Annotated in this window: 17 protein-coding genes; 16 read left to right on the top strand and 1 reads right to left on the bottom strand. The window is 48.3% G+C overall.

Annotated features, from left to right (window positions below):
- The first annotated feature begins 18 nt into the window (after window positions 1–18).
- On the top strand, window positions 19–1,416 hold the full coding sequence (gene glmU, locus ACH59B_RS00185; RefSeq protein ID WP_019685734.1) for a bifunctional UDP-N-acetylglucosamine diphosphorylase/glucosamine-1-phosphate N-acetyltransferase GlmU: 1,398 nt from the start codon (window positions 19–21) through the stop codon (window positions 1,414–1,416).
- Between the two features lie 59 nt (window positions 1,417–1,475).
- A complete protein-coding gene (locus ACH59B_RS00190; RefSeq protein WP_013308125.1) occupies window positions 1,476–2,429 on the top strand; it encodes a ribose-phosphate diphosphokinase in 954 nt (317 codons plus the stop codon).
- A 68-nt stretch (window positions 2,430–2,497) separates the two neighbouring features.
- Here the strand turns inward: ACH59B_RS00190 and ACH59B_RS00195 are convergent, their stop codons facing one another.
- Complete coding sequence (locus ACH59B_RS00195; RefSeq protein WP_013368676.1) at window positions 2,498–2,698, bottom strand: hypothetical protein; 201 nt, start codon at window positions 2,696–2,698, stop codon at window positions 2,498–2,500.
- A 74-nt stretch (window positions 2,699–2,772) separates the two neighbouring features.
- Here ACH59B_RS00195 and pth point away from each other — a divergent pair, with 74 nt between their 5' ends.
- From pth to spoIIE, 14 genes are all read left to right on the top strand, one after another.
- Complete coding sequence (pth, locus tag ACH59B_RS00200) at window positions 2,773–3,333, top strand: aminoacyl-tRNA hydrolase (RefSeq protein WP_404303051.1); 561 nt, start codon at window positions 2,773–2,775, stop codon at window positions 3,331–3,333.
- Between the two features lie 86 nt (window positions 3,334–3,419).
- A complete protein-coding gene (locus tag ACH59B_RS00205) occupies window positions 3,420–3,650 on the top strand; it encodes an anti-sigma-F factor Fin family protein (RefSeq protein ID WP_007428020.1) in 231 nt (76 codons plus the stop codon).
- A 134-nt stretch (window positions 3,651–3,784) separates the two neighbouring features.
- Window positions 3,785–7,312: a transcription-repair coupling factor gene (gene mfd / locus ACH59B_RS00210; protein ID WP_404303053.1), complete on the top strand. Its 3,528-nt coding sequence runs from the start codon at window positions 3,785–3,787 to the stop codon at window positions 7,310–7,312.
- Window positions 7,296–8,414: a peptidylprolyl isomerase gene (locus tag ACH59B_RS00215; protein ID WP_016818916.1), complete on the top strand. Its 1,119-nt coding sequence runs from the start codon at window positions 7,296–7,298 to the stop codon at window positions 8,412–8,414. Before mfd ends, ACH59B_RS00215 begins: the two co-directional genes overlap by 17 nt.
- 167 nt (window positions 8,415–8,581) lie before the next feature.
- Window positions 8,582–9,124, top strand: coding sequence for a stage V sporulation protein T (spoVT, locus tag ACH59B_RS00220; protein ID WP_013368681.1), 543 nt, complete (start codon window positions 8,582–8,584; stop codon window positions 9,122–9,124).
- A 139-nt stretch (window positions 9,125–9,263) separates the two neighbouring features.
- Window positions 9,264–10,922, top strand: coding sequence for an oligosaccharide flippase family protein (locus tag ACH59B_RS00225; protein WP_404303056.1), 1,659 nt, complete (start codon window positions 9,264–9,266; stop codon window positions 10,920–10,922).
- Between the two features lie 167 nt (window positions 10,923–11,089).
- Window positions 11,090–12,589 (top strand): nucleoside triphosphate pyrophosphohydrolase, encoded by a 1,500-nt coding sequence (gene mazG, locus ACH59B_RS00230; RefSeq protein ID WP_031462550.1) that lies wholly within the window; start codon window positions 11,090–11,092, stop codon window positions 12,587–12,589.
- A gap of 333 nt (window positions 12,590–12,922) precedes the next feature.
- On the top strand, window positions 12,923–13,195 hold the full coding sequence (locus ACH59B_RS00235; RefSeq protein ID WP_007428028.1) for an HU family DNA-binding protein: 273 nt from the start codon (window positions 12,923–12,925) through the stop codon (window positions 13,193–13,195).
- Window positions 13,195–13,473, top strand: coding sequence for an RNA-binding S4 domain-containing protein (locus tag ACH59B_RS00240; RefSeq protein WP_016818913.1), 279 nt, complete (start codon window positions 13,195–13,197; stop codon window positions 13,471–13,473). The genes ACH59B_RS00235 and ACH59B_RS00240 overlap by 1 nt, the downstream gene beginning before the upstream one ends.
- Window positions 13,474–13,652: 179 nt before the next feature.
- A complete protein-coding gene (yabP, locus tag ACH59B_RS00245; protein WP_013368685.1) occupies window positions 13,653–13,937 on the top strand; it encodes a sporulation protein YabP in 285 nt (94 codons plus the stop codon).
- The gene (yabQ, locus tag ACH59B_RS00250; RefSeq protein ID WP_016818912.1) at window positions 13,934–14,512 is read left to right on the top strand and encodes a spore cortex biosynthesis protein YabQ; all 579 of its coding nucleotides are present in this window, start codon (window positions 13,934–13,936) and stop codon (window positions 14,510–14,512) included. The genes yabP and yabQ overlap by 4 nt, the downstream gene beginning before the upstream one ends.
- Before the next feature lie 4 nt (window positions 14,513–14,516).
- Complete coding sequence (locus tag ACH59B_RS00255; RefSeq protein WP_013368687.1) at window positions 14,517–14,846, top strand: septum formation initiator family protein; 330 nt, start codon at window positions 14,517–14,519, stop codon at window positions 14,844–14,846.
- A gap of 122 nt (window positions 14,847–14,968) precedes the next feature.
- Window positions 14,969–15,484, top strand: coding sequence for a S1 domain-containing RNA-binding protein (locus ACH59B_RS00260; RefSeq protein ID WP_013368688.1), 516 nt, complete (start codon window positions 14,969–14,971; stop codon window positions 15,482–15,484).
- Between the two features lie 505 nt (window positions 15,485–15,989).
- Window positions 15,990–18,497: a stage II sporulation protein E gene (gene spoIIE, locus ACH59B_RS00265; RefSeq protein WP_019685739.1), complete on the top strand. Its 2,508-nt coding sequence runs from the start codon at window positions 15,990–15,992 to the stop codon at window positions 18,495–18,497.
- Window positions 18,498–18,587 lie beyond the last annotated feature (90 nt).

An 18,587-nucleotide genomic window follows, 5' to 3' on the forward strand; every position in this document is an offset into this window, starting at 1 on the left:
CAGGATAGGAGGTTGGACTTGTTGGAAAGGTTGGCAGTCATTCTTGCCGCAGGGCAGGGAAAACGTATGAAATCCAAATTATATAAAGTTCTGCATCCGGTGTGCGGAAAACCGATGGTCGGACATGTGCTCGACACGGTTCGTGCAATCGGTGTGTCCCGCAGTGTAGTCGTCGTGGGTCACGGAGCAGAGGCGGTACAGTCTTATTTGGGACCGTCGGCAGAATATGCGCTTCAGGCAGAGCAACTGGGAACGGGCCATGCTGTCAAGCAAGCCAAGGATCTGCTCGGTCAGGATCAGGGCACCACAATTGTCATCTGTGGAGATACTCCTTTGATCACAGCGGAAACGCTGGAAGGTTTGGTGCAACTGCACGAAAGCCGCGGAGCGGCTGCAACGATTCTGACCGCCGAGTTGGACGACCCGAAAGGATATGGACGAGTTATTCGTGATACTTCCGGGGCCGTGCTTAAGATCGTGGAACAGAAGGATTGTTCACCTGAGGAAGATGCTGTCCGTGAGATTAACACAGGAACGTATTGTTTTGACAATGCTAAGTTATTTGCAGCGCTGGACAAGGTAACGAATGCCAATGCACAGCAGGAATACTACCTGACCGATGTCATTGGTATTTTGCATGGCGAAGGTGAGAAGGTTGAGGCGTATTTGACAGATGACGTGTCGGAATCTATCGGTGTAAACGACAGAGTTGCTTTGTCGGTTGCTGAAGGCTATATGCGCGAGCGTATCGTTCGCAAACATATGCTGAATGGTGTCACCGTCATTGATCCGTCTTCTACCTACATCGGAAGCGATGTTGTCATTGGTTCCGATACAGTGTTGTACCCAAATACATGGCTGCATGGTCAAACACAAATCGGAGAAGATTGTGTGATTGGTCCGCAGGCAGAGATCCAGAATACGATTATCCACTCAGGAGCAACAGTGAAACATTCGGTGTTGAACGAAGCGGAAGTGGGAAGCAGTACATCTGTAGGTCCGTTTGCTTATCTGCGTCCAGGCGCGAAGCTTGGCGAACATGTGAAGATTGGTGATTTTGTAGAGGTGAAAAATGCGACCATTGGAGATCATTCCAAGGTGTCTCATTTGAGCTATGTCGGTGATGCCAAGGTGGGTACAAACGTAAATATTGGCTGCGGGGCAATAACGGTTAATTATGATGGATATAATAAATCCATTACAGAAATTGAAGACGATGCCTTTATTGGCAGCAATGTGAATCTGATCGCCCCGATTAAGATTGGAAAAGGTGCTTATGTTGTCGCAGGCTCCACTGTAACACATGCTGTCCCTGATAACGACCTGGCCATTGCCAGACCACGTCAAGAGAACAAAGCCGGATATGCGGACAAAATCCGCGCGCGTGCCAAAGCAAAGAAAAAAAGATCGGAATGACCTTAATCAGCAAGCGGTTGAATCTGTAATGAATGAACCAGCACGGAGGGTTTCTATTAATGACTTATTGCGATTCCAAACTCAAAATATTTACTTGTAACTCCAATCCGAAGTTAGCCCACCAGATTGCGGACTACATCGGAATCCCAATGGGGGAATCCCATACCACATCGTTTAGTGACGGTGAAATTCAGGTTAAGCTGTCGGAAAGTGTTCGCGGCTGCCATGTGTATATTGTACAGTCCACTTGTCTGCCAGTTAACGACAACTTGATGGAGTTATTGGTTATGATTGATGCACTTAAACGCGCTTCTGCCAAAAGTATCAATGTTGTTATGCCATATTACGGTTATGCTCGTCAGGATCGTAAGGCTCGTTCGCGTGATCCAATCACGGCGAAACTTGTCGCTAACTTGATTGAAAAGGCGGGGGCTCACCGCGTAATCAGTATGGATTTGCATGCGATGCAGATTCAGGGATTCTTTGATATTCCAGTTGATCATATGCTGGGAGCGCCAATTCTGGCCCAATATTTCCGTTCCAAGCAAATTGAGAACCCGATTGTCGTTTCACCCGATCATGGTGGGGTTGTTCGTGCGCGCAAGCTGGCGGACTTCCTGAGTGCGCCGCTCGCTATTATTGATAAGCGTCGTCCAGAGCCAAATGTCAGTGAAGTGATGAATATCATCGGGAACATTGAGGGTAAGACGGCTATTTTAATTGATGATATCATTGATACAGCCGGAACGATTGTATTGGGTGCAAATGCGCTTAAAGAAGGCGGCGTAAAAGATGTGTATGCATGTTGCACACATGCCGTGCTGTCCGGTCCTGCGATGGAAAGACTGGAGAATTCGCCATTAAAAGAGGTGGTTGTGACGGATACGATCCCGATCGTTCACCCAAATCCGACAAGCAAGCTGAAGGTACTGTCTGTGGCTCCATTAATGGGAGAAGCCATCATCCGTGTGCATGAAGAATTGTCGATCAGCAAACTGTTTGAAATCGAATAAGCGCTGGCTCATTAAAAAAGGGGTTGCTTTTTCCATATGGAAAAGGTAACCCCTATCAGCATGTCAGGCTAAAAGCCTGGCCGAGATATGAATGTGAAGCGTTGACGATTGTATAGTGTGTCCTCGATTTCGACGAAATGCTCATTAAAACGCGCAACGATGCCAATTTGAACATGTACATTCCCGTCATAAATTTGGACAGGAACGGAATGTTTTAAATGATATAGAAAATGGCTGTCATATAAGAGGATATCACCTTGATTGAGCATATCGGCACGCACCTTCCTGTTCACTAAAACTATTTTACCAAAAAATCAAGACTTCGAAAGAGGTGTCAAGGCTAATGAAGTGGATTGTAGGATTGGGCAACCCCGGTCCCCAATACGAGAAAACGAGACATAATGTCGGATTTATGGCCTTAGATGCACTTGCCTCACGCCATAATATCCAGATTACCCAAAGCAAATGTAAGGCATTAATTGGTGAGGGGCACATTGGTGGCGTGAAAACGGTATTGATTAAGCCTATGACATATATGAATCTCTCAGGTGAGTCTCTACGTGCATACATGGACTACTATAAGGCCGATATGGAAGATCTGATTGTCGTTTACGATGATCTGGATACAGAGCTCGGTAAAATAAGACTGCGTTATCAAGGTAGCGCAGGCGGTCATAATGGCATTAAATCGATCATTCAGCATACAGGGACGCAATCCTTCAACCGGATTCGCATGGGCATTTCCCGCCCAGAGCCTGGACATGCTATTGTCGATTATGTTTTGGGCACCTTTCCAAAGAAGGAAAAGGAACTATTGACCGGAATGATAGAAGATACGTGCAACGCTTTAGAATACAGTCTAAATCATCCGTTTGAGCGGACGATGGCTGAATTCAACAAGTAAGTTCTGACGTAGGTAGACGGGCTTAAATGGAAGATTGTTGGACATACTGAAAGGTATAGAAAACTTTCAGGAGGCATATACATTACATGGTTGTTAATTATGTATGCAGACATTGTCGAACTTTCTTAGGGCGAATTGACTCCGCTGCAATAACCGAAGAAAGGTTGGGCTTCCATTCCTTGACCCCTGCTGAACGTAGAGATATAATAGCGTATAATTCGGGTGGTGAGGTGACCGTTAAGGTCATTTGCGAGCATTGCAGTCAGGCACTGGAGAATAATCCGGAGCTGAGTCTGCTCGTAAACCCGCTCCAATAACAGGTATTCAACTGGTCTGATGTACCAGCTTGAGAGGTGAAGCGGCAATTCCGCTTATGGAGCCTTGGCAGCATTGCTGAGGCTTCTTTTTCGGTTTACATGTAACTATTTATAAGCATAAAGGGGTGCCTTTTTTGTTACAAGCACTTATTCAGGCTTTTACGAAGGATGCTGATTATGCATCCATTGCGGCAGGTATTTCCTCAGGCATGAAGGAACAGCTGATATCAGGCTTGTCAGGCTCTTCAAGACAGGTCCTGATGGCCGCACTTGCTGAAGATACTGGACGACCGTTAATGGTCATGACGCACAATATGTTTGCCGCTCAAAAGATAGCAGATGATTTGCAGGAAGCGCTTTCTCCTGATCAGGTTTTATTGTATCCAGCTAACGAGTTGGTAGCTGCTGAAGCAGCCATATCCAGTCCAGAGACGTTATCCCAACGAATTGATGTATTGATCCGATGTGCCCAGGGTTTTCGTGGGGTTGTTGTCGTGCCGTTTTCTGGAGTCCGGCGTCTACTACCAATCCCGGAAACATGGCGTGAGGCTCGTGTTGAGCTGAAAGAGGGAGAAACGATTCAGCTGGAAGCATTTTTGCTGCATATGGTGGAGATGGGATACCAGCGTGTAGAGCGTGTTGAATCCCGCGGGGAGATGAGTGTACGCGGGGGAATTGTTGATTTTTATCCAATGACAACCCGATGGGGATATCGTGTGGAGTTGTTTGATGATGAAATTGACTCCATCCGTATGTTTGATCCGCAAGATCAGCGTTCGGTGGAAAAGGTACAGGAAGTTACTGTAACGCCATGTAAGGAAGTTATTGCAAGCCACCAGCGTATGGATCAAGCTGCTGATGCCGCTGCTCTGTTGTTGGAGGAACAGCTGGACAAAATGACAGATCGTCAGGCTAAGCAGCATCTGAAAGAGGAAATTCATCGTGAAATTGAGCTGCTGCGGGAGCATGTGTATTTTGACGAAATCTATAAATATATCTCCCTGCTGTATCCTGAACGCAAAACCTTGGCTGATTATATGCCGGAAGATACGATTCTAATCATTGATGAACCAGCACGGATGCTAGAAACAGCCAGGCAGCTAGAGCGGGATGAGTCTGAATGGAATTTGCATTTGCTTCAAAACGGTAAAACTCTACCGCAACTGGAGCTATCGGATAACTCGGATAATCTGCTGTATAATCGGAGATTTCAAACGCTGTTCCTGTCGATCTTTCTTCGCCAGGTTCCGCATACACAGCCGCAAAATATTTTGAATTTCATCTGCCGTGGCATGCAGGATTTCCACGGTCAAATGAATGTACTCAAGGCAGAGATGGATCGTTGGCGCAAGGCAGGCACACAGGTTATGATGCTGGCGAGCGGAGATGAACGTCTGGATCGGATGCGGCGAGTGCTTCAAGACTACGGTATTGATGAGCCGACGATGGCGATTGGTAATCTGCAAAGCGGTTTTGAGATGCCGTCTATTCATCTGGCAGTGATTACCGAAGGTGAGATGTTCTCCCAGAAGCAGCGGAAAGCACGTAAGCAGGGGCGACATGTAGACAATGCAGAGCGGATTAAGAGCTATAGCGAGCTGAAGGTGGGCGATTATGTCGTACACCAAAATCACGGAATCGGGAAGTACATGGGAATCGGTACGCTGGAGGTTGGCGGTATCCATAAGGATTACATGCATGTCCTCTATGCGGGCGGAGATAAGCTGTCTGTACCGATTGAACAAATTGATCTGATTCAGAAGTATGTGGGCTCCGAGGACAAGGAACCCAAGATTTACAAACTGGGCGGCAATGAGTGGACACGTGTTAAAAGTAAGGTGCGCAGCTCGGTTCAGGACATCGCAGATGACTTGATCAAGCTATATGCGGAAAGACAGTCAGCACCAGGCTTTGCTTTTGAAAAGGATTCACCAGAACAGCAGGAATTTGAGGATATGTTCCCGTATGATGAGACACGTGACCAGATTCGGGCTATTGAAGAAATTAAAAAGGACATGGAGCAGAGTCGTCCGATGGATCGTTTGCTGTGCGGTGACGTAGGCTACGGCAAGACTGAGGTGGCTATTCGTGCTGCTTTTAAGTCTGCTATTGAGGGCAAACAAGTGGCTGTGTTGGTACCGACGACGATTTTGGCACAACAGCACTATGAGACTTTCCGTGAGCGCTTTTCCGGGTATCCGTTCAATATTCAGGTATTGAGCCGTTTCCGCTCGCGCAAAGAGCAGAATGAGACGACCAAGGGAGTTCGACAAGGTACGGTGGATATTGTCATTGGTACTCACCGTCTACTTTCCCAGGATCTGGTGTTCAAGGATCTGGGGCTGCTTATTGTCGATGAAGAGCAACGTTTTGGCGTAACGCACAAAGAAAAGCTGAAAAAACTGAAAACGAATGTAGACGTGTTGACACTAACGGCTACACCTATTCCCCGTACGCTGCATATGTCCATGCTGGGTGTACGTGATTTGTCAGTTATTGAGACGCCACCAGAAAACCGTTTTCCAGTGCAGACCTATGTAGTTGAGCATAGCCAGACTCTAGTTCGCGAGGCTATTGAACGCGAGATGGCACGTGGAGGACAGGTGTACTACCTGTATAATCGCGTACAGGGGATTCAGGAGATGGCTGCCGAGATCAATGCACTTGTCCCAGACGCCAAGGTGGGCGTAGGTCACGGACAGATGTCTGAAACGGAACTGGAGAAAACCATTTTGGATTTCCTAGATGGTGAATATGATGTACTGGTTAGCACGAGCATTATCGAAACCGGTGTGGATATCCCCAATGTGAATACACTCATTGTGCATGATGCTGATAAAATGGGGCTCTCCCAGCTTTATCAGCTGCGTGGGCGTGTAGGCCGTTCCAATCGGATTGCCTATGCTTATTTCACGTACCAGCGAGATAAGGTGCTTACAGAGGTGGCGGAGAAGCGGCTTCAGTCTATCAAAGAATTTACGGAGTTGGGTTCTGGGTTCAAGATTGCAATGCGTGATTTGTCCATCCGCGGAGCGGGTAACTTACTTGGCGCCGAGCAGCACGGATTCATCGCTTCCGTTGGTTTTGACCTTTACTCGCAAATGCTGGCTGAGGAAATCAACAAACGTAAAGTCAGTGTGCTTGGAGAAGAGGATCAATCCAACCGGAATTGGAGTACATCGATTGATTTGGGTGTCGATGCTTACCTGCCGGGAGATTATATTTATGACAGCATCCAGAAGATTGAGATTTATAAGAAGGTTGCAGCGGTCAGTACCTTTGATGAGGCTTCCGAACTGGAGGACGAACTGGTCGACCGATTTGGCGATCTGCCAGAGGCTGTTCGTCATTTGCTTGCCGTGGCTCGCCTTAAAGTATATGGACGGATGTATGGAATCGAGTCCATTGTGCAGCGGGATGACAATATAGTGCTGAAATTCCATGAAGGTCGTCAGCACGCGGTTCAGACGGCCAAACTTGCCGAGATTGGCAATCGCTTTGAAAGACGTGTACAATTTGAACAGGGCACTTCTATGAGCGCACGCATAAAGGGCAAAGGTCTAAATGATCCACAGTTGCTAGAACTGCTGGAGCAATTTTTGAGTGCATTGAAAGAAGCATTCACATTGAAGGAGGAACTGCAAAATGCCACAACTAAATAAAAGAAAACCTTGGAGAATGCTCTCCTTGGGCATGGCAGCGTTGCTAGCTATATCGGTGCTGGCAGCATGTACAAAGCAAGCGGATGAGAATAAGGTCAAGGATGAGCCGAAAGACAACAGCAAGGTTGTCGTGACCTATAAGGGTGGAACGATTACCGAAAATGAGTTCAACCAAGAAATCAGCATGATGAAATTTCTGTACCCAGAGTATGAGGCTGCTTTAGCTTCTGATCAGGTACGTGAGCAAATTGTAAAGCAGGAAGTAGTGTACAAGCTTTTGGCGGCCAAAGCGGACGATAAAGCCAAGGAAGAGGGCGCCAAACAAGGGAACGAGCAGTTGGAGCAGTATAAAAAGTCGGTCGGCGAAGATAAGTTTAAGACATTTCTGAGTGATCAGAAGCTGACCGAACAAGGTGTGAAAGATTACTTCACGCGTGTCATGACGGTAATCAACAGCGAAACCAATAAAGTAACGGATGATCAGCTGAAACAGGAATTTGAGAAAAATAAAGATCAATTCACGACAGCAACCGTGCGCCATGTATTGATTAATTTCGAAGATCCAAAAACTAAGAAACAGCGCACAAAAGAGGCTACTCTCAAGCTCGCCAAAGAAGTAAAGACGAAGCTGGACGGTGGAGCGGATTTTGCGACGATTGCCAAGAAGTATTCGGAAGACCCAGGTTCCGCATCTAATGGGGGGCTGTATGAGAATGCGTCCGTAGCACAATGGGTACCTGCTTTTAAAGAGGCTGCCGAAACTCAACCGATTAACAAAATTGGTGAGCCTGTGGAAACAGAATACGGATATCACGTGATCAAAGTGGAGTCCCGCAATGATCCAACATTTGATAAATTGAAGGACAACGAGAAGGCTGCCCTGAAAAATAAATTGGCTGGAGAAAGTATCCAAAACTTTACCGAAAATGATTTGGCGAAGCTTGATTTGAAAATCAATCTGCCGAAGGCACCTGCTACGCAAGAGAAAAGTGGTGCAACGTCCGGTGCGGGCAGCACAACTACACCGAGCGGAACAACAAGCGGTACGGGCGATAGCAAGGCTGGAACAGCCAAAGATGGGGTTGCAAACGAAGGTAAATAACTGAACATGCATAAGGAATTGGGAACAGATGAATACTATGGTCAGATATCACCATAAACACCATGACCGCGACGTTCTTCGTGACCGCTTCTGGGGGAGTGGAAGCGTCTTTCGATACCGTCAGTAGTTTACTAAATTCTTCTTGAGAAAGTGGGGCAACATGTGAAATGAAAGCTACTGGTATAGTTCGCCGTATTGATGATCTTGGGCGGGTAGTTATTCCAAAGGAGATTCGCCGCACCTTGAGAATTCGTGAAGGAGATCCGCTTGAGATTTTTGTGGATCGTGACGGAGAAGTCATTTTGAAAAAGTATTCACCCATTGGTGAACTTGGTGATTTCGCCAAAGAATATGCTGAGTCCCTGTTTGAAAGCACAGGCCATATTACGATGATTACCGATCGTGACACCATTATTACGGTGGCTGGAGGCTCGAAAAAAGAGTTTTTGGACAAGCAAATCGGTAGCATTATCGAAGGTAGCATGGATAATCGCAAGACTGTGCTGGAGACAGCCAGCGGCTCTTATGAGCTGACGCGAGACCACGAAGAAACACTCTCGTCCTTTGTGACGGCTCCCATTGTTTCGGGTGGTGATCCCATCGGATCTGTTATATTGTTGAACAAGGATGAAAATGTAAAAATGTCCGAAATGGAGGTCAAGATGGCTGAAACAGCCGCTGGCTTCCTGGGCAAACAAATGGAACAGTAACACCCCGTTTCACCCCTGTATGACGTACAGAACGGACAAAGCCGTTCAACGTCGTACAGGGATTTTTTTCTTTCCGGGAGAAGAGACGGTATAATAGGACTCGTAAAAATGCTTATCCAGGTGGGAGTGGAGACGGAGAATGCAGGAAAATCGCGCCGCTTCGCGGCTGCTACGGGGTGCTGTCATTTTGACAATGGCAGCGGTAGCAAGCAAGCTGATCGGCACATTGCAAAAAATCCCACTGCAAAATATTGGCGGCGACGGCGTGTTTGGCATTTATAATACGGTTTATCCTTTTTATACGCTGTTCATTACCATTGCAGCTGCTGGATTCCCGGTGGCTGTATCCAAATTTGTAGCTGAGTATGAGGCTGTGGGGAACCGGGCAGCAGGGCAACGTGTTGCCCTGCTATCTTCGCTTGTACTGGGCATATTCGGATTGATTCTGGGGCTGCTGATGTATACGTGTGCGCCGCTAATCGGCCAGTGGATCGACAATGTTCACGTCATTCCGTCGGTGAGGGCGGCGGCGGTTGCCTTCTTGTTCGTGCCGGTTATGGCGGGACTGAGAGGCTATTTTCAAGGTTTGCAAAATATGATTCCAACGGCGGTCTCCCAAGTGACGGAGCAGGCGATACGGGTAAGCGTGATGATCATATTGTTGCTGTTCATGCTGTCACAAGGAGCAGGGGCGGATATGATAGCCGCTGGAGCAGTGTTTGGCTCAGCAGCAGGCGGAGCAGCGGGCTTGGTGATCATGCTGTTGTATTGGCGAGGTCACAGAAAGAGACTTAGGCGGCAAGAGATGGCGATGACAACAGTGCAAGCCCAGACTGGTGAGCTTCACCCAACGGAAAGCAACGGCGCTTTGCTAAAGGCGCTGCTACGTTATGCCTTGCCTGTTTGCCTTGGAGCGCTAGCCGTTCCGTTAATTAACCTGGTAGATACATTTACCGTCCCTCGCTTGTTAAAGCAGGAGGGCTTGGACGATACGGCGGTTATGGTGGCCTTCGGCGTGTATAACCGGGGGCTTCCGCTAGTACAGCTGGTCATGATGTTTGCCACCACATTGTCGGCATTGTTCATACCCTCGCTGGCTGAGGCTCGGGTAACCGGAGGTACGGAGTTGGCACGTCGTCAGTGCGAGCAATCGCTGCGCTGGTTTTGGCTGTTGGGACTAGCCGCTGCGACAGGTTTGATCGTGCTGGCCGTGCCCGTCAATGTGATGCTGTATGCAGACGACACCGGCAGCACGGTGATGCGCTGGATGGCGCTGACTGCCGTAGGAGGTACGCTCAGCATCATCTCGGCTGCGCTACTGCAAGGGCTTGGCGCGGTTCGTGCGCCAGCTCTGGCGATGCTCGCGGCCGCGGCAGCCAAGGCGCTGCTAAACTGGCTGCTCGTGCCGCAGCTAGGCACGGCTGGTGCCGCCATTGCGGGGGCTGTCGCCTATCTGCTGGCGGCAGTGATCAACATCGCGCTGCTGGCCCGCTTGGTGGGGCTGCGCGGGAGCTGGTCCGCCAGTGTACTCAAACCGGCGGCATTGCTTGTCGCCTTGGCTGGTGCAGCCGGGGCGGCGATGTGGGGCACCAGTGCTGTGCTGGGTGCCTTGGGATGGGCTGCCGGAGGTCGTGCCACGGCAGCGGCGGAGAGCCTGCTGGGAGTAACTGCAGGCGCTGTGGTGTTCGTGATCGGCCTCGCACGCTTGAGGTTGATCACGGAAGCCGAGCTTGTGGCAGTGCCCAAGCTCGGACGACCGCTGGCAGCCGTGCTGCGCAGACTGCGTGTACTGGCTTAGCCGGGGTTATACGACTTGCCGCGCGACAGCTGCGCAAGCCATTTTATGAGCCTATACAACTTTGTGGTATAGTAAATGCCAAAGCAAAGGAAGCGGAAGCTGGATTGGATTGCGCCGGGTGTTTTTTCCGAGCATGAATCCTGCTTTTGCGGAACGGAGGATTGGATATGAGCGTAACATTAACGATCGTAGGTCTGGGCTCGGGAGATCCCGATCAGCTTACGATAGGGATATTGAACAAAATGCGGGGGGCTTCAGCGCTATATCTGCGAACCAAGGAACATCCGGCGGTTCAAGTGCTGGATGAGTTTGAAGTGGCCTTTGAGTCATTTGATGCGGTATATGAGACAAAGGAATCTTTTCCAGAGGTATACGAGGAAATTACCAGTCAATTGATGGCAACAGCTGCTAAGGCGGCAGACGGAAGCGAAATCGTCTATGCGGTTCCCGGTCACCCGATGGTGGCGGAAGCAGCGGTGCAGTTGCTCAAGGAGCGTTGTCCTGCGCAAGGGATTGAACTAAACATCTTGGGGGGCGAAAGTTTCCTGGATGAGGCTTTTGTGCGTCTTGGTTTTGATCCGATTGAGGGTTTCCAGCTGTTGGATGCAGGTACACTGGATGCAAGCTGGCTCCAGCCTCAGTTGCACACGCTGATCGGACAGGTATATGACACCTTTACGGCTTCCGATGTGAAGCTGTGCTTAATGGAGCGGTATCCTGACGATTATGAGGTGTATGTCGGCCACGCGCTTGGGGTAGAAGGTGAGGAAGCAGTCCACAAGGTGCCGCTGTACGAGCTGGATCGAGTAGAGGGCTACGGGAACCTATCCTTGGTGTACATACCTCGCAGTGAGGATGAGGCGCTGAAACGGCGTTCTTTTGACCGTCTACATGAGATTGTCGATATTTTGCGCAGTCCAGAAGGCTGTCCATGGGATCGCGAACAGACACATCAATCGATCCGCAAAAATCTGATCGAGGAAACGTATGAGGTCATTGAAACTATAGATGAGGATGATCCTGAGCATATGAAGGAAGAGCTCGGCGATCTGTTGTTACAAATTTTGCTGCATGCCCAAATGGAAGAGGAAGTCGGAACCTTCAATGTCTATGATGTGATCCAAGGGCTGAACGATAAGCTTATTTTCCGTCACCCGCATGTGTTCGGTGATAATCAAGCGAATGATGCGGAAGAGGCGCTGCAAAACTGGGAACAGATGAAGGCTGAGGAAAAACGACTTAAAGGCACAACGGCAGCAGACCCTTCCGTGCTGGATGGGGTTCCCCGTGATCTACCTGCTCTTATGAAATCGTACAAGCTCCAGAAAAAGGCAGCTAAAGTAGGCTTTAACTGGGATAGCATTGAAGGCGTATTTGATAAACTGGACGAAGAAGTGGCTGAGTTGAAGGAAGCGGTTCGGGAAGGGCATTCCGTGGAAGCTCAGTTGCTGGAGTTGGGCGATGTGTTATTTGTTGCCGTGAATGCAGCCCGGTTCATGGAAGTAGATCCAGAGGAGGCGCTGTCAGCCACTAATCGCAAATTTGTGAGCCGTTTCCAGTATATTGAGCAGAAGTTACGCGAGCAGGGACGCCGCCCCGAAGACAGCAGCGTAGATGAAATGGAGACCTACTGGCAGGAAGCGAAAAAGCTCCTTGACAGAAATTGACTCCATAGATTTGATCTTTGGCTGTATGGGCCAGTAAAATGAGACATAAGCAGGGTTGAAAACACGCCCAGCTTGAGCAGACTTGCCAATGGGCAGAGTTTTGTAGTAGGATGTTGGCTTAACTGGGGGTCGAATAAAAAACGCCTGTCATTGCAGGATTTTTAAGGACAAGCCCGAATAACTTGTAATAATTCTGAAAATAACTGTAGCCTATAGTTAACATGTTACAGTAGTATTCAGAAAGGCTACGGCCACAGTTGGACCTCACGTCTGCTCCATTTATGGATATGTAGCGTGATGATTATTTTTTGACATTTAGGAGGCTTTTATCTTATGAACAAGACAGATCTGATCAACAATATTTCCAGCAAAAGCGGTTTGAGCAAACGTGACGTTGAAGCTGTATTGAATGGCGTACTTGGTGAAATTACAGATGCACTTGCGAGTGGCGACAAAGTACAACTGATCGGCTTTGGTACTTTCGAAACGCGCAAGCGTTCTAGCCGTACAGGCCGCAATCCACAAACCGGCAACACGATTGAAATTCCAGAATCGACCGTTCCTGCTTTTAAAGCCGGTAATAAGCTTAAAGAAGCCGTTAACTAATGCGTCTTGATAAATTCTTGAAAGTCTCGCGGCTGATTAAGCGTCGTACAGTAGCCAAGGACGTCTCTGAACAAGGGAGAGTGCTGGTGAATGGACGCGAAGCCAAGCCGAGCAGTGCGGTCAAAGTGGGCGATGAAATTACCGTCCAATTTGGCCAGAAGCTGGTGACCGTGCGAGTGGAACGGCTCGCCGACACTACACGCAAGGACGAGGCTGCAAGTATGTACACTTTGGTAAAGGAAGAGCCTATTGCCAGGGACAACGGTTTGAACTGGTAAGCAGACATCTGATTTTCTCATAACGTTGTACATAGAAGCATTCCTTCATATTTTATGAAGGGATGCTTTTTTCTTTTGGATAATGAGCTTTCGTCTAATATATGCTCGTGAATAACCAATGCGGTTCTAAATCATGCCCACCCCTTCATAAGCTAAGAACAGAAGGAGGGGTACATGCCATGATTGAACAAGGGAAGTCCAAGCACCATGATCTGCGCATGCAAAGCCGCAAGCAGCTCGACATTTCAGGCGTCAGCAATGTGGAGAGCTTTGACAGTGAAGAGTTTTTGCTTCAGACCGAGCTGGGCCATCTCACCATTCGCGGACAACATTTACATATCAAAAACCTCAGTCTGGAAGAGGGGCTGCTGTCCATTGAAGGTCTGATTACTTCCCTCGTCTACCTGGAGCCTGGGGCCCCGGCCAAAAACGGAAAAAGCCTATTCGGCAAGCTCTTCAAATGAACCCTTACACACAATGGCTGACATTGACGTGGATGCTATTGTCGGGCATAGCGATGGGAGTGGTATTTGACAGCTACCGGGTGCTGTCAATCCGCTTTCATTTTGCCCGTTGGAGTGTTCATATGTTGGACGTGCTGTATTGGGTGGCCTCGGCTTTGTTTATTTTCCGTGTGCTGTACGCGAGTAATCGCGGTGAGCTGCGGTTTTATGTCTTTTTAGGACTACTTTTGGGGGTTTGGCTCTATTTTTGGGCCTTTAGTGTTACAACCCAACGTTTTGTGGTAATGTTAATAGAGATCGTTCGCAGACTGACGTTGATCGTGAACAGCATACTGCGCATCCTGATTGTTCTTCCGGTGTTAGCGCTGTATCGGCTGTTACGCAAGCTGGTCGGATGGACATGGGCACTTATTGTGTTCCTAGGAAGGATGCTGATATACATCCTGATGCCGGTTTGGAAGCCGATTCTATGGTTGATCCGTCCGCTTATAGCGCGCTGGAAGACGCCAGATCCGCTCATAAAGCTAGGTATCAGACTGAAAAATACAGCAAAAAGATGGTTTGGAAGGGGGTAGTATCATGCGTAATTCGTCTGTAGATCGCCATTCATCTCCTACGTCCAAGTCCAATGCGGGCGGGCGCAGGCGAATCATGATTTGGTTGCTATCGCTTGCCGCCTTTGGTAGTTGGGCCATATTCACCTTTTTTTCTCAAGGCATGATCATGGCCGATCGAAGTGAACAGCTCACCCAGAAGGAAAAACAGAAGCAAGCTGCTACACAAACGGAACAACAGCTTCAAACCGAAGTGAATCGTCTCAAGGACCCTGAGTACATTGGAGAAATTGCTAGAAGCAAGTACGGTCTTTACAAACCGGAAGAGACGCCAATCATCGGAGATCAAAAATAGAATCATATCGGGCCAATGCTTAGTTGACCTTGGTTCCGCCATTTTGTATAATCAAATCACCACAGCGGGATTTTTTTGCAAAAAAATCGGTTGTATATTTTAAGGGAGGATCATTTTATTCTATGGCAATTGAAGTGGGCACCAAGTTAGAGGGCAAAGTGACAGGCATCACGCATTTTGGAGCATTTGTGGATTTGTCTGGAGGTGTCACGGGTCTCGTTCACATCTCGGAAATCGCCGATAATTATGTTAAGGATGTTAACGACCACCTGAAGATTAATGATGTTGTGACGGTGAAAGTCATTAATGTTGACAAAGATGGCAAAATCGGACTTTCCATTAAGCAAACGATTGATAAGCCGGCAAGTGAAGCCCGTCCCCCAAGAGCTCCAAGACCGGAGCGTACAGGAGGACCAGGCGGAGGAGACCGTTTTGGCGGCGGAGGTTCAGGTCCAAGTCAGGGACGCGGTGGTGGTTTCAACCGCGATCGTGGAGGCCGTTCTTTCAAGCCTGCACCGGGTAAACCTTCATTTGAGGATAAAATGTCACGCTTCCTGAAAGATAGTGAGGAACGCATTTCGTCGCTGAAAAAGAACACCGAAGGTAAACGCGGAGGACGCGGCGCGAAGCGTGTTTAATTCACTTTGACAACCGTATCAACCATACACGGAAAACCGTACAGTCGAAAGACTGCTACGGTTTTTTTGCGTTCTACCGACAAGAGATGCGACAAGTCGTGGCTACGGGCAATATGTTTGGGTGGAGTTGTACGGGCACATTTTTAAGATTAGTAGTTTTATGAAGAAGAGAAGAAGCATCTACTGAAATGTTGGATGTTTTTTTTGTCGTGTGGACATAATCGTCCGACAAACTCCAACGGTTTTCCGTCTATCTTCTGTGCAAATCGCTAGATTTGGTATCAGGATGACTGACATAGAGAGGTCGCCCAAAGCGTAGAGAGAGACAACTTCCATCCGCTTCCATACGGGCGTAGCTTGAAGTACAGGGGAATGCTCTGTCCTTTCGCGCGGCACGTTTTTTTGTCGGAAATTTCTTGGAATAAGACGTGAGGTTCTGACAAACTTTCTCAATCGTTCCGGTTTAAGATGGGAACATCAAATTGATGAATGGGGTGCCTGACGCATGATGGAGAAATGGAACGTGGTACATTTTCCGGGGTTAAAATCTAGAAAGTCCAAATCCAAAGAGCGTACGGAAGGTTGGCCTTCCAGACTCAAGAAACGGCTCGATTCACATAAAATGGTGCAATGGGTAACCGCGCAAAGATGGATGCTGCTATTGTCAGCTATGGGAGTTCTACTGGGACGCGCCACTATTTTGGACGAGCTTTCTCCTTTTGCCCTCGCTTATTTTGCGGTCATTACGTTCCTTCGGCGTGATCTAATGCTGCCTGTAGCTGTATCCGTTGTGCTAGGCAGCCTGTTAGCTCCTTACCCATCGTTGTTCATGATTGGTGGTGAGCTAATCGTATTTTATCTCCTGTATCGCGGGCTACGTACCTTCGATCGTCTGGAATTATCCTATGCCCCGCTTATGGTCTTCTTGTCTGTGTTTATGGTCAATTTATTTAACGCCGTGATGGCTCCGGCTTTTACATGGTATGAGCTTGTCATTGTGGGAACGGATGCGGTGCTCAGTTTTATGCTTACATTGGTGTTCACACAGGCCATACCGCTGTTTACGTACCGCAAGAAGGCAAGCCAATTGAAGAACGAAGAAATTTTGTGTCTGATTATTCTATTAGCCTCTGTGATGACGGGAGCAGTAGGATGGACCGTTCATTCACTGTCTGTCGATCATGTGCTTTCACGATATTTGGTCTTGGTGTTTGCTTTGGTGGGAGGTGCTTCGTTGGGTGCTTCGGTCGGTGTGATTACCGGTTTAATTTTAAGCCTGGCCAATATGTCCGCAATTGTGCAGATGAGTCTACTTGCTTTTGCAGGTTTGCTGGCAGGAATGCTGCGTGAAGGGAGAAAAGGTGCAGTGGCCCTTGGCATGCTGTTGGGCTCCTCCATTTTGACGATCTATTTGGATGGGACTGGGGACGTGTTGACATCAACTTGGGAGAGCTGCGCGGCAATTCTATTATTTTTAATGACTCCAAAAAGTTTCTTTAAAGCGGTTTCTACCTATGTCCCTGGTACGCAGGATCACGCCAAGTCCCAGCATGAATATGCCAAAAGAGTTCGTGATCTCACTGCCGAGCGGGTGACGAAATTTTCCCGTGTATTCAGCCAGCTATCGCGCAGCTTCCATCAGATATCTGCGAGTGAGGGAGCAAAACCGGACGGAGAAATGGAACACTTTATGAATGCGGTGGCGGAAGGAACCTGTGCCTCTTGCTTTAAGTGCGAGCAGTGCTGGGACGGCAAGTTTATGCAAACCCATCAGTATATGACGGAAATGATGAGCGCCATTGAGGATAATCCTGATTTGGAGCCGGAGCAGATGCCGCCACAATGGAGCAAGGCATGTGCCAAGACGGGCGCTGTCCTGCAGGTAATGAAGCAGCAGTATAGTCTCTACCAACATAATATGCAGTGGAAGCGCCAAGTATACGATAGTCGTCAGCTTGTTGCTGACCAGCTATCCGGTGTATCGCAAATTATGGAGGATTTAGCGCGGGAAATTCAGCGAGAAGGGCAGACCATGCATCGGCAGGAAGAGCAAATCCGAGAGGCTCTTGATCGACTCGGCTTGTCCATCCAATCCATTGAGATTATTAGCCTGGATGCAGGTCAGGTTGAAATAGAGATTGTCCATGCCTATACAAGGGGATTTGATGAATGTCGGAAAATCATTGCTCCACTGCTGTCGGACATACTGGACGAGCATATAGCTGTCATGCGCGAAACGGCGGCAGATCGCCGCCAAGGCTTGGCTACAGTCATGTTCGGCTCTGCTAAAACGTATGAGATTGCTACAGGAGTAGCTAGTGCGGCCAAAGGAGGCGATTTCTTCTCAGGAGACAGTTATAGCATGATGGAGTTAGGGAATGGGACTTTCGCAGTCTCTTTAAGTGACGGTATGGGGAACGGAGAGCGTGCGCAGCAAGAGAGCAGTGCAGCACTTAACATTTTGGAAGAACTACTACAATCAGGTATGGACGAAAAATTAGCGATCAAGTCGGTTAACTCTGTCCTGATGCTCCGATCACCTGAGGAAATGTATGCTACGGTGGATATGGCGCTGATTGATCAGTATACGGCCCGGACAACCTTTATGAAGATTGGATCTACACCGAGCTTTATTAAAAGAGGGGAGGAGGTCATTCCCGTATCTGCCAGCAATTTACCGATTGGCATTATACAGGATATCGAAGTTGATTTGGTGTCACTGCAACTCCAGCCAGGAGATATTCTCATTATGATAACAGACGGTATATACGATTCACCGGGTTATGCAGTCAATAAAGAAATATGGATGAAACGCATGATTCAAGAGATTGAAAGTGAGGACCCGCAGGAACTGGCCGACTGTTTGCTAGAACGGGTTATTCGATATCAACAAAATCAAATCTATGATGATATGACTGTAGTTGTTAGTAAAATTGATCACTTTCGCCCAGAGTGGGCCACCCTTCATGTACCTGGCATGAGGTGGTTGGAACGTCCGCGGACGGTGAGCTAGACTGACATTGCCCGGGAAATTGCTTATTCATTTTTAAAAATCCGCATCCTTCGTTTGAATCGTTCCGGATTAGGCAAAGATAGAATCTAT

This window comes from Paenibacillus sp. DP01, assembly GCF_044784315.1.
Classification (GTDB): Bacteria; Bacillota; Bacilli; order Paenibacillales; family Paenibacillaceae; genus Paenibacillus; species Paenibacillus polymyxa.

Bases quoted from the DNA above. Each gene is read 5' to 3' on its own strand.
- ACH59B_RS00195 (WP_013368676.1), bottom strand. From the start codon at position 2,698: ATGCTCAATCAAGGTGATATCCTCTTATATGACAGCCATTTTCTATAT.
- pth (WP_404303051.1), top strand. From the start codon at position 2,773: ATGAAGTGGATTGTAGGATTGGGCAACCCCGGTCCCCAATACGAGAAA.
- yabQ (WP_016818912.1), top strand. From the start codon at position 13,934: ATGAACCCTTACACACAATGGCTGACATTGACGTGGATGCTATTGTCG.
- spoIIE (WP_019685739.1), top strand. From the start codon at position 15,990: ATGATGGAGAAATGGAACGTGGTACATTTTCCGGGGTTAAAATCTAGA.
- ACH59B_RS00255 (WP_013368687.1), top strand. From the start codon at position 14,517: ATGCGTAATTCGTCTGTAGATCGCCATTCATCTCCTACGTCCAAGTCC.
- mazG (WP_031462550.1), top strand. From the start codon at position 11,090: ATGAGCGTAACATTAACGATCGTAGGTCTGGGCTCGGGAGATCCCGAT.
- ACH59B_RS00215 (WP_016818916.1), top strand. From the start codon at position 7,296: ATGCCACAACTAAATAAAAGAAAACCTTGGAGAATGCTCTCCTTGGGC.
- spoVT (WP_013368681.1), top strand. From the start codon at position 8,582: ATGAAAGCTACTGGTATAGTTCGCCGTATTGATGATCTTGGGCGGGTA.
- ACH59B_RS00235 (WP_007428028.1), top strand. From the start codon at position 12,923: ATGAACAAGACAGATCTGATCAACAATATTTCCAGCAAAAGCGGTTTG.
- ACH59B_RS00205 (WP_007428020.1), top strand. From the start codon at position 3,420: ATGGTTGTTAATTATGTATGCAGACATTGTCGAACTTTCTTAGGGCGA.
- yabP (WP_013368685.1), top strand. From the start codon at position 13,653: ATGATTGAACAAGGGAAGTCCAAGCACCATGATCTGCGCATGCAAAGC.
- ACH59B_RS00190 (WP_013308125.1), top strand. From the start codon at position 1,476: ATGACTTATTGCGATTCCAAACTCAAAATATTTACTTGTAACTCCAAT.
- ACH59B_RS00260 (WP_013368688.1), top strand. From the start codon at position 14,969: ATGGCAATTGAAGTGGGCACCAAGTTAGAGGGCAAAGTGACAGGCATC.
- ACH59B_RS00240 (WP_016818913.1), top strand. From the start codon at position 13,195: ATGCGTCTTGATAAATTCTTGAAAGTCTCGCGGCTGATTAAGCGTCGT.
- ACH59B_RS00225 (WP_404303056.1), top strand. From the start codon at position 9,264: ATGCAGGAAAATCGCGCCGCTTCGCGGCTGCTACGGGGTGCTGTCATT.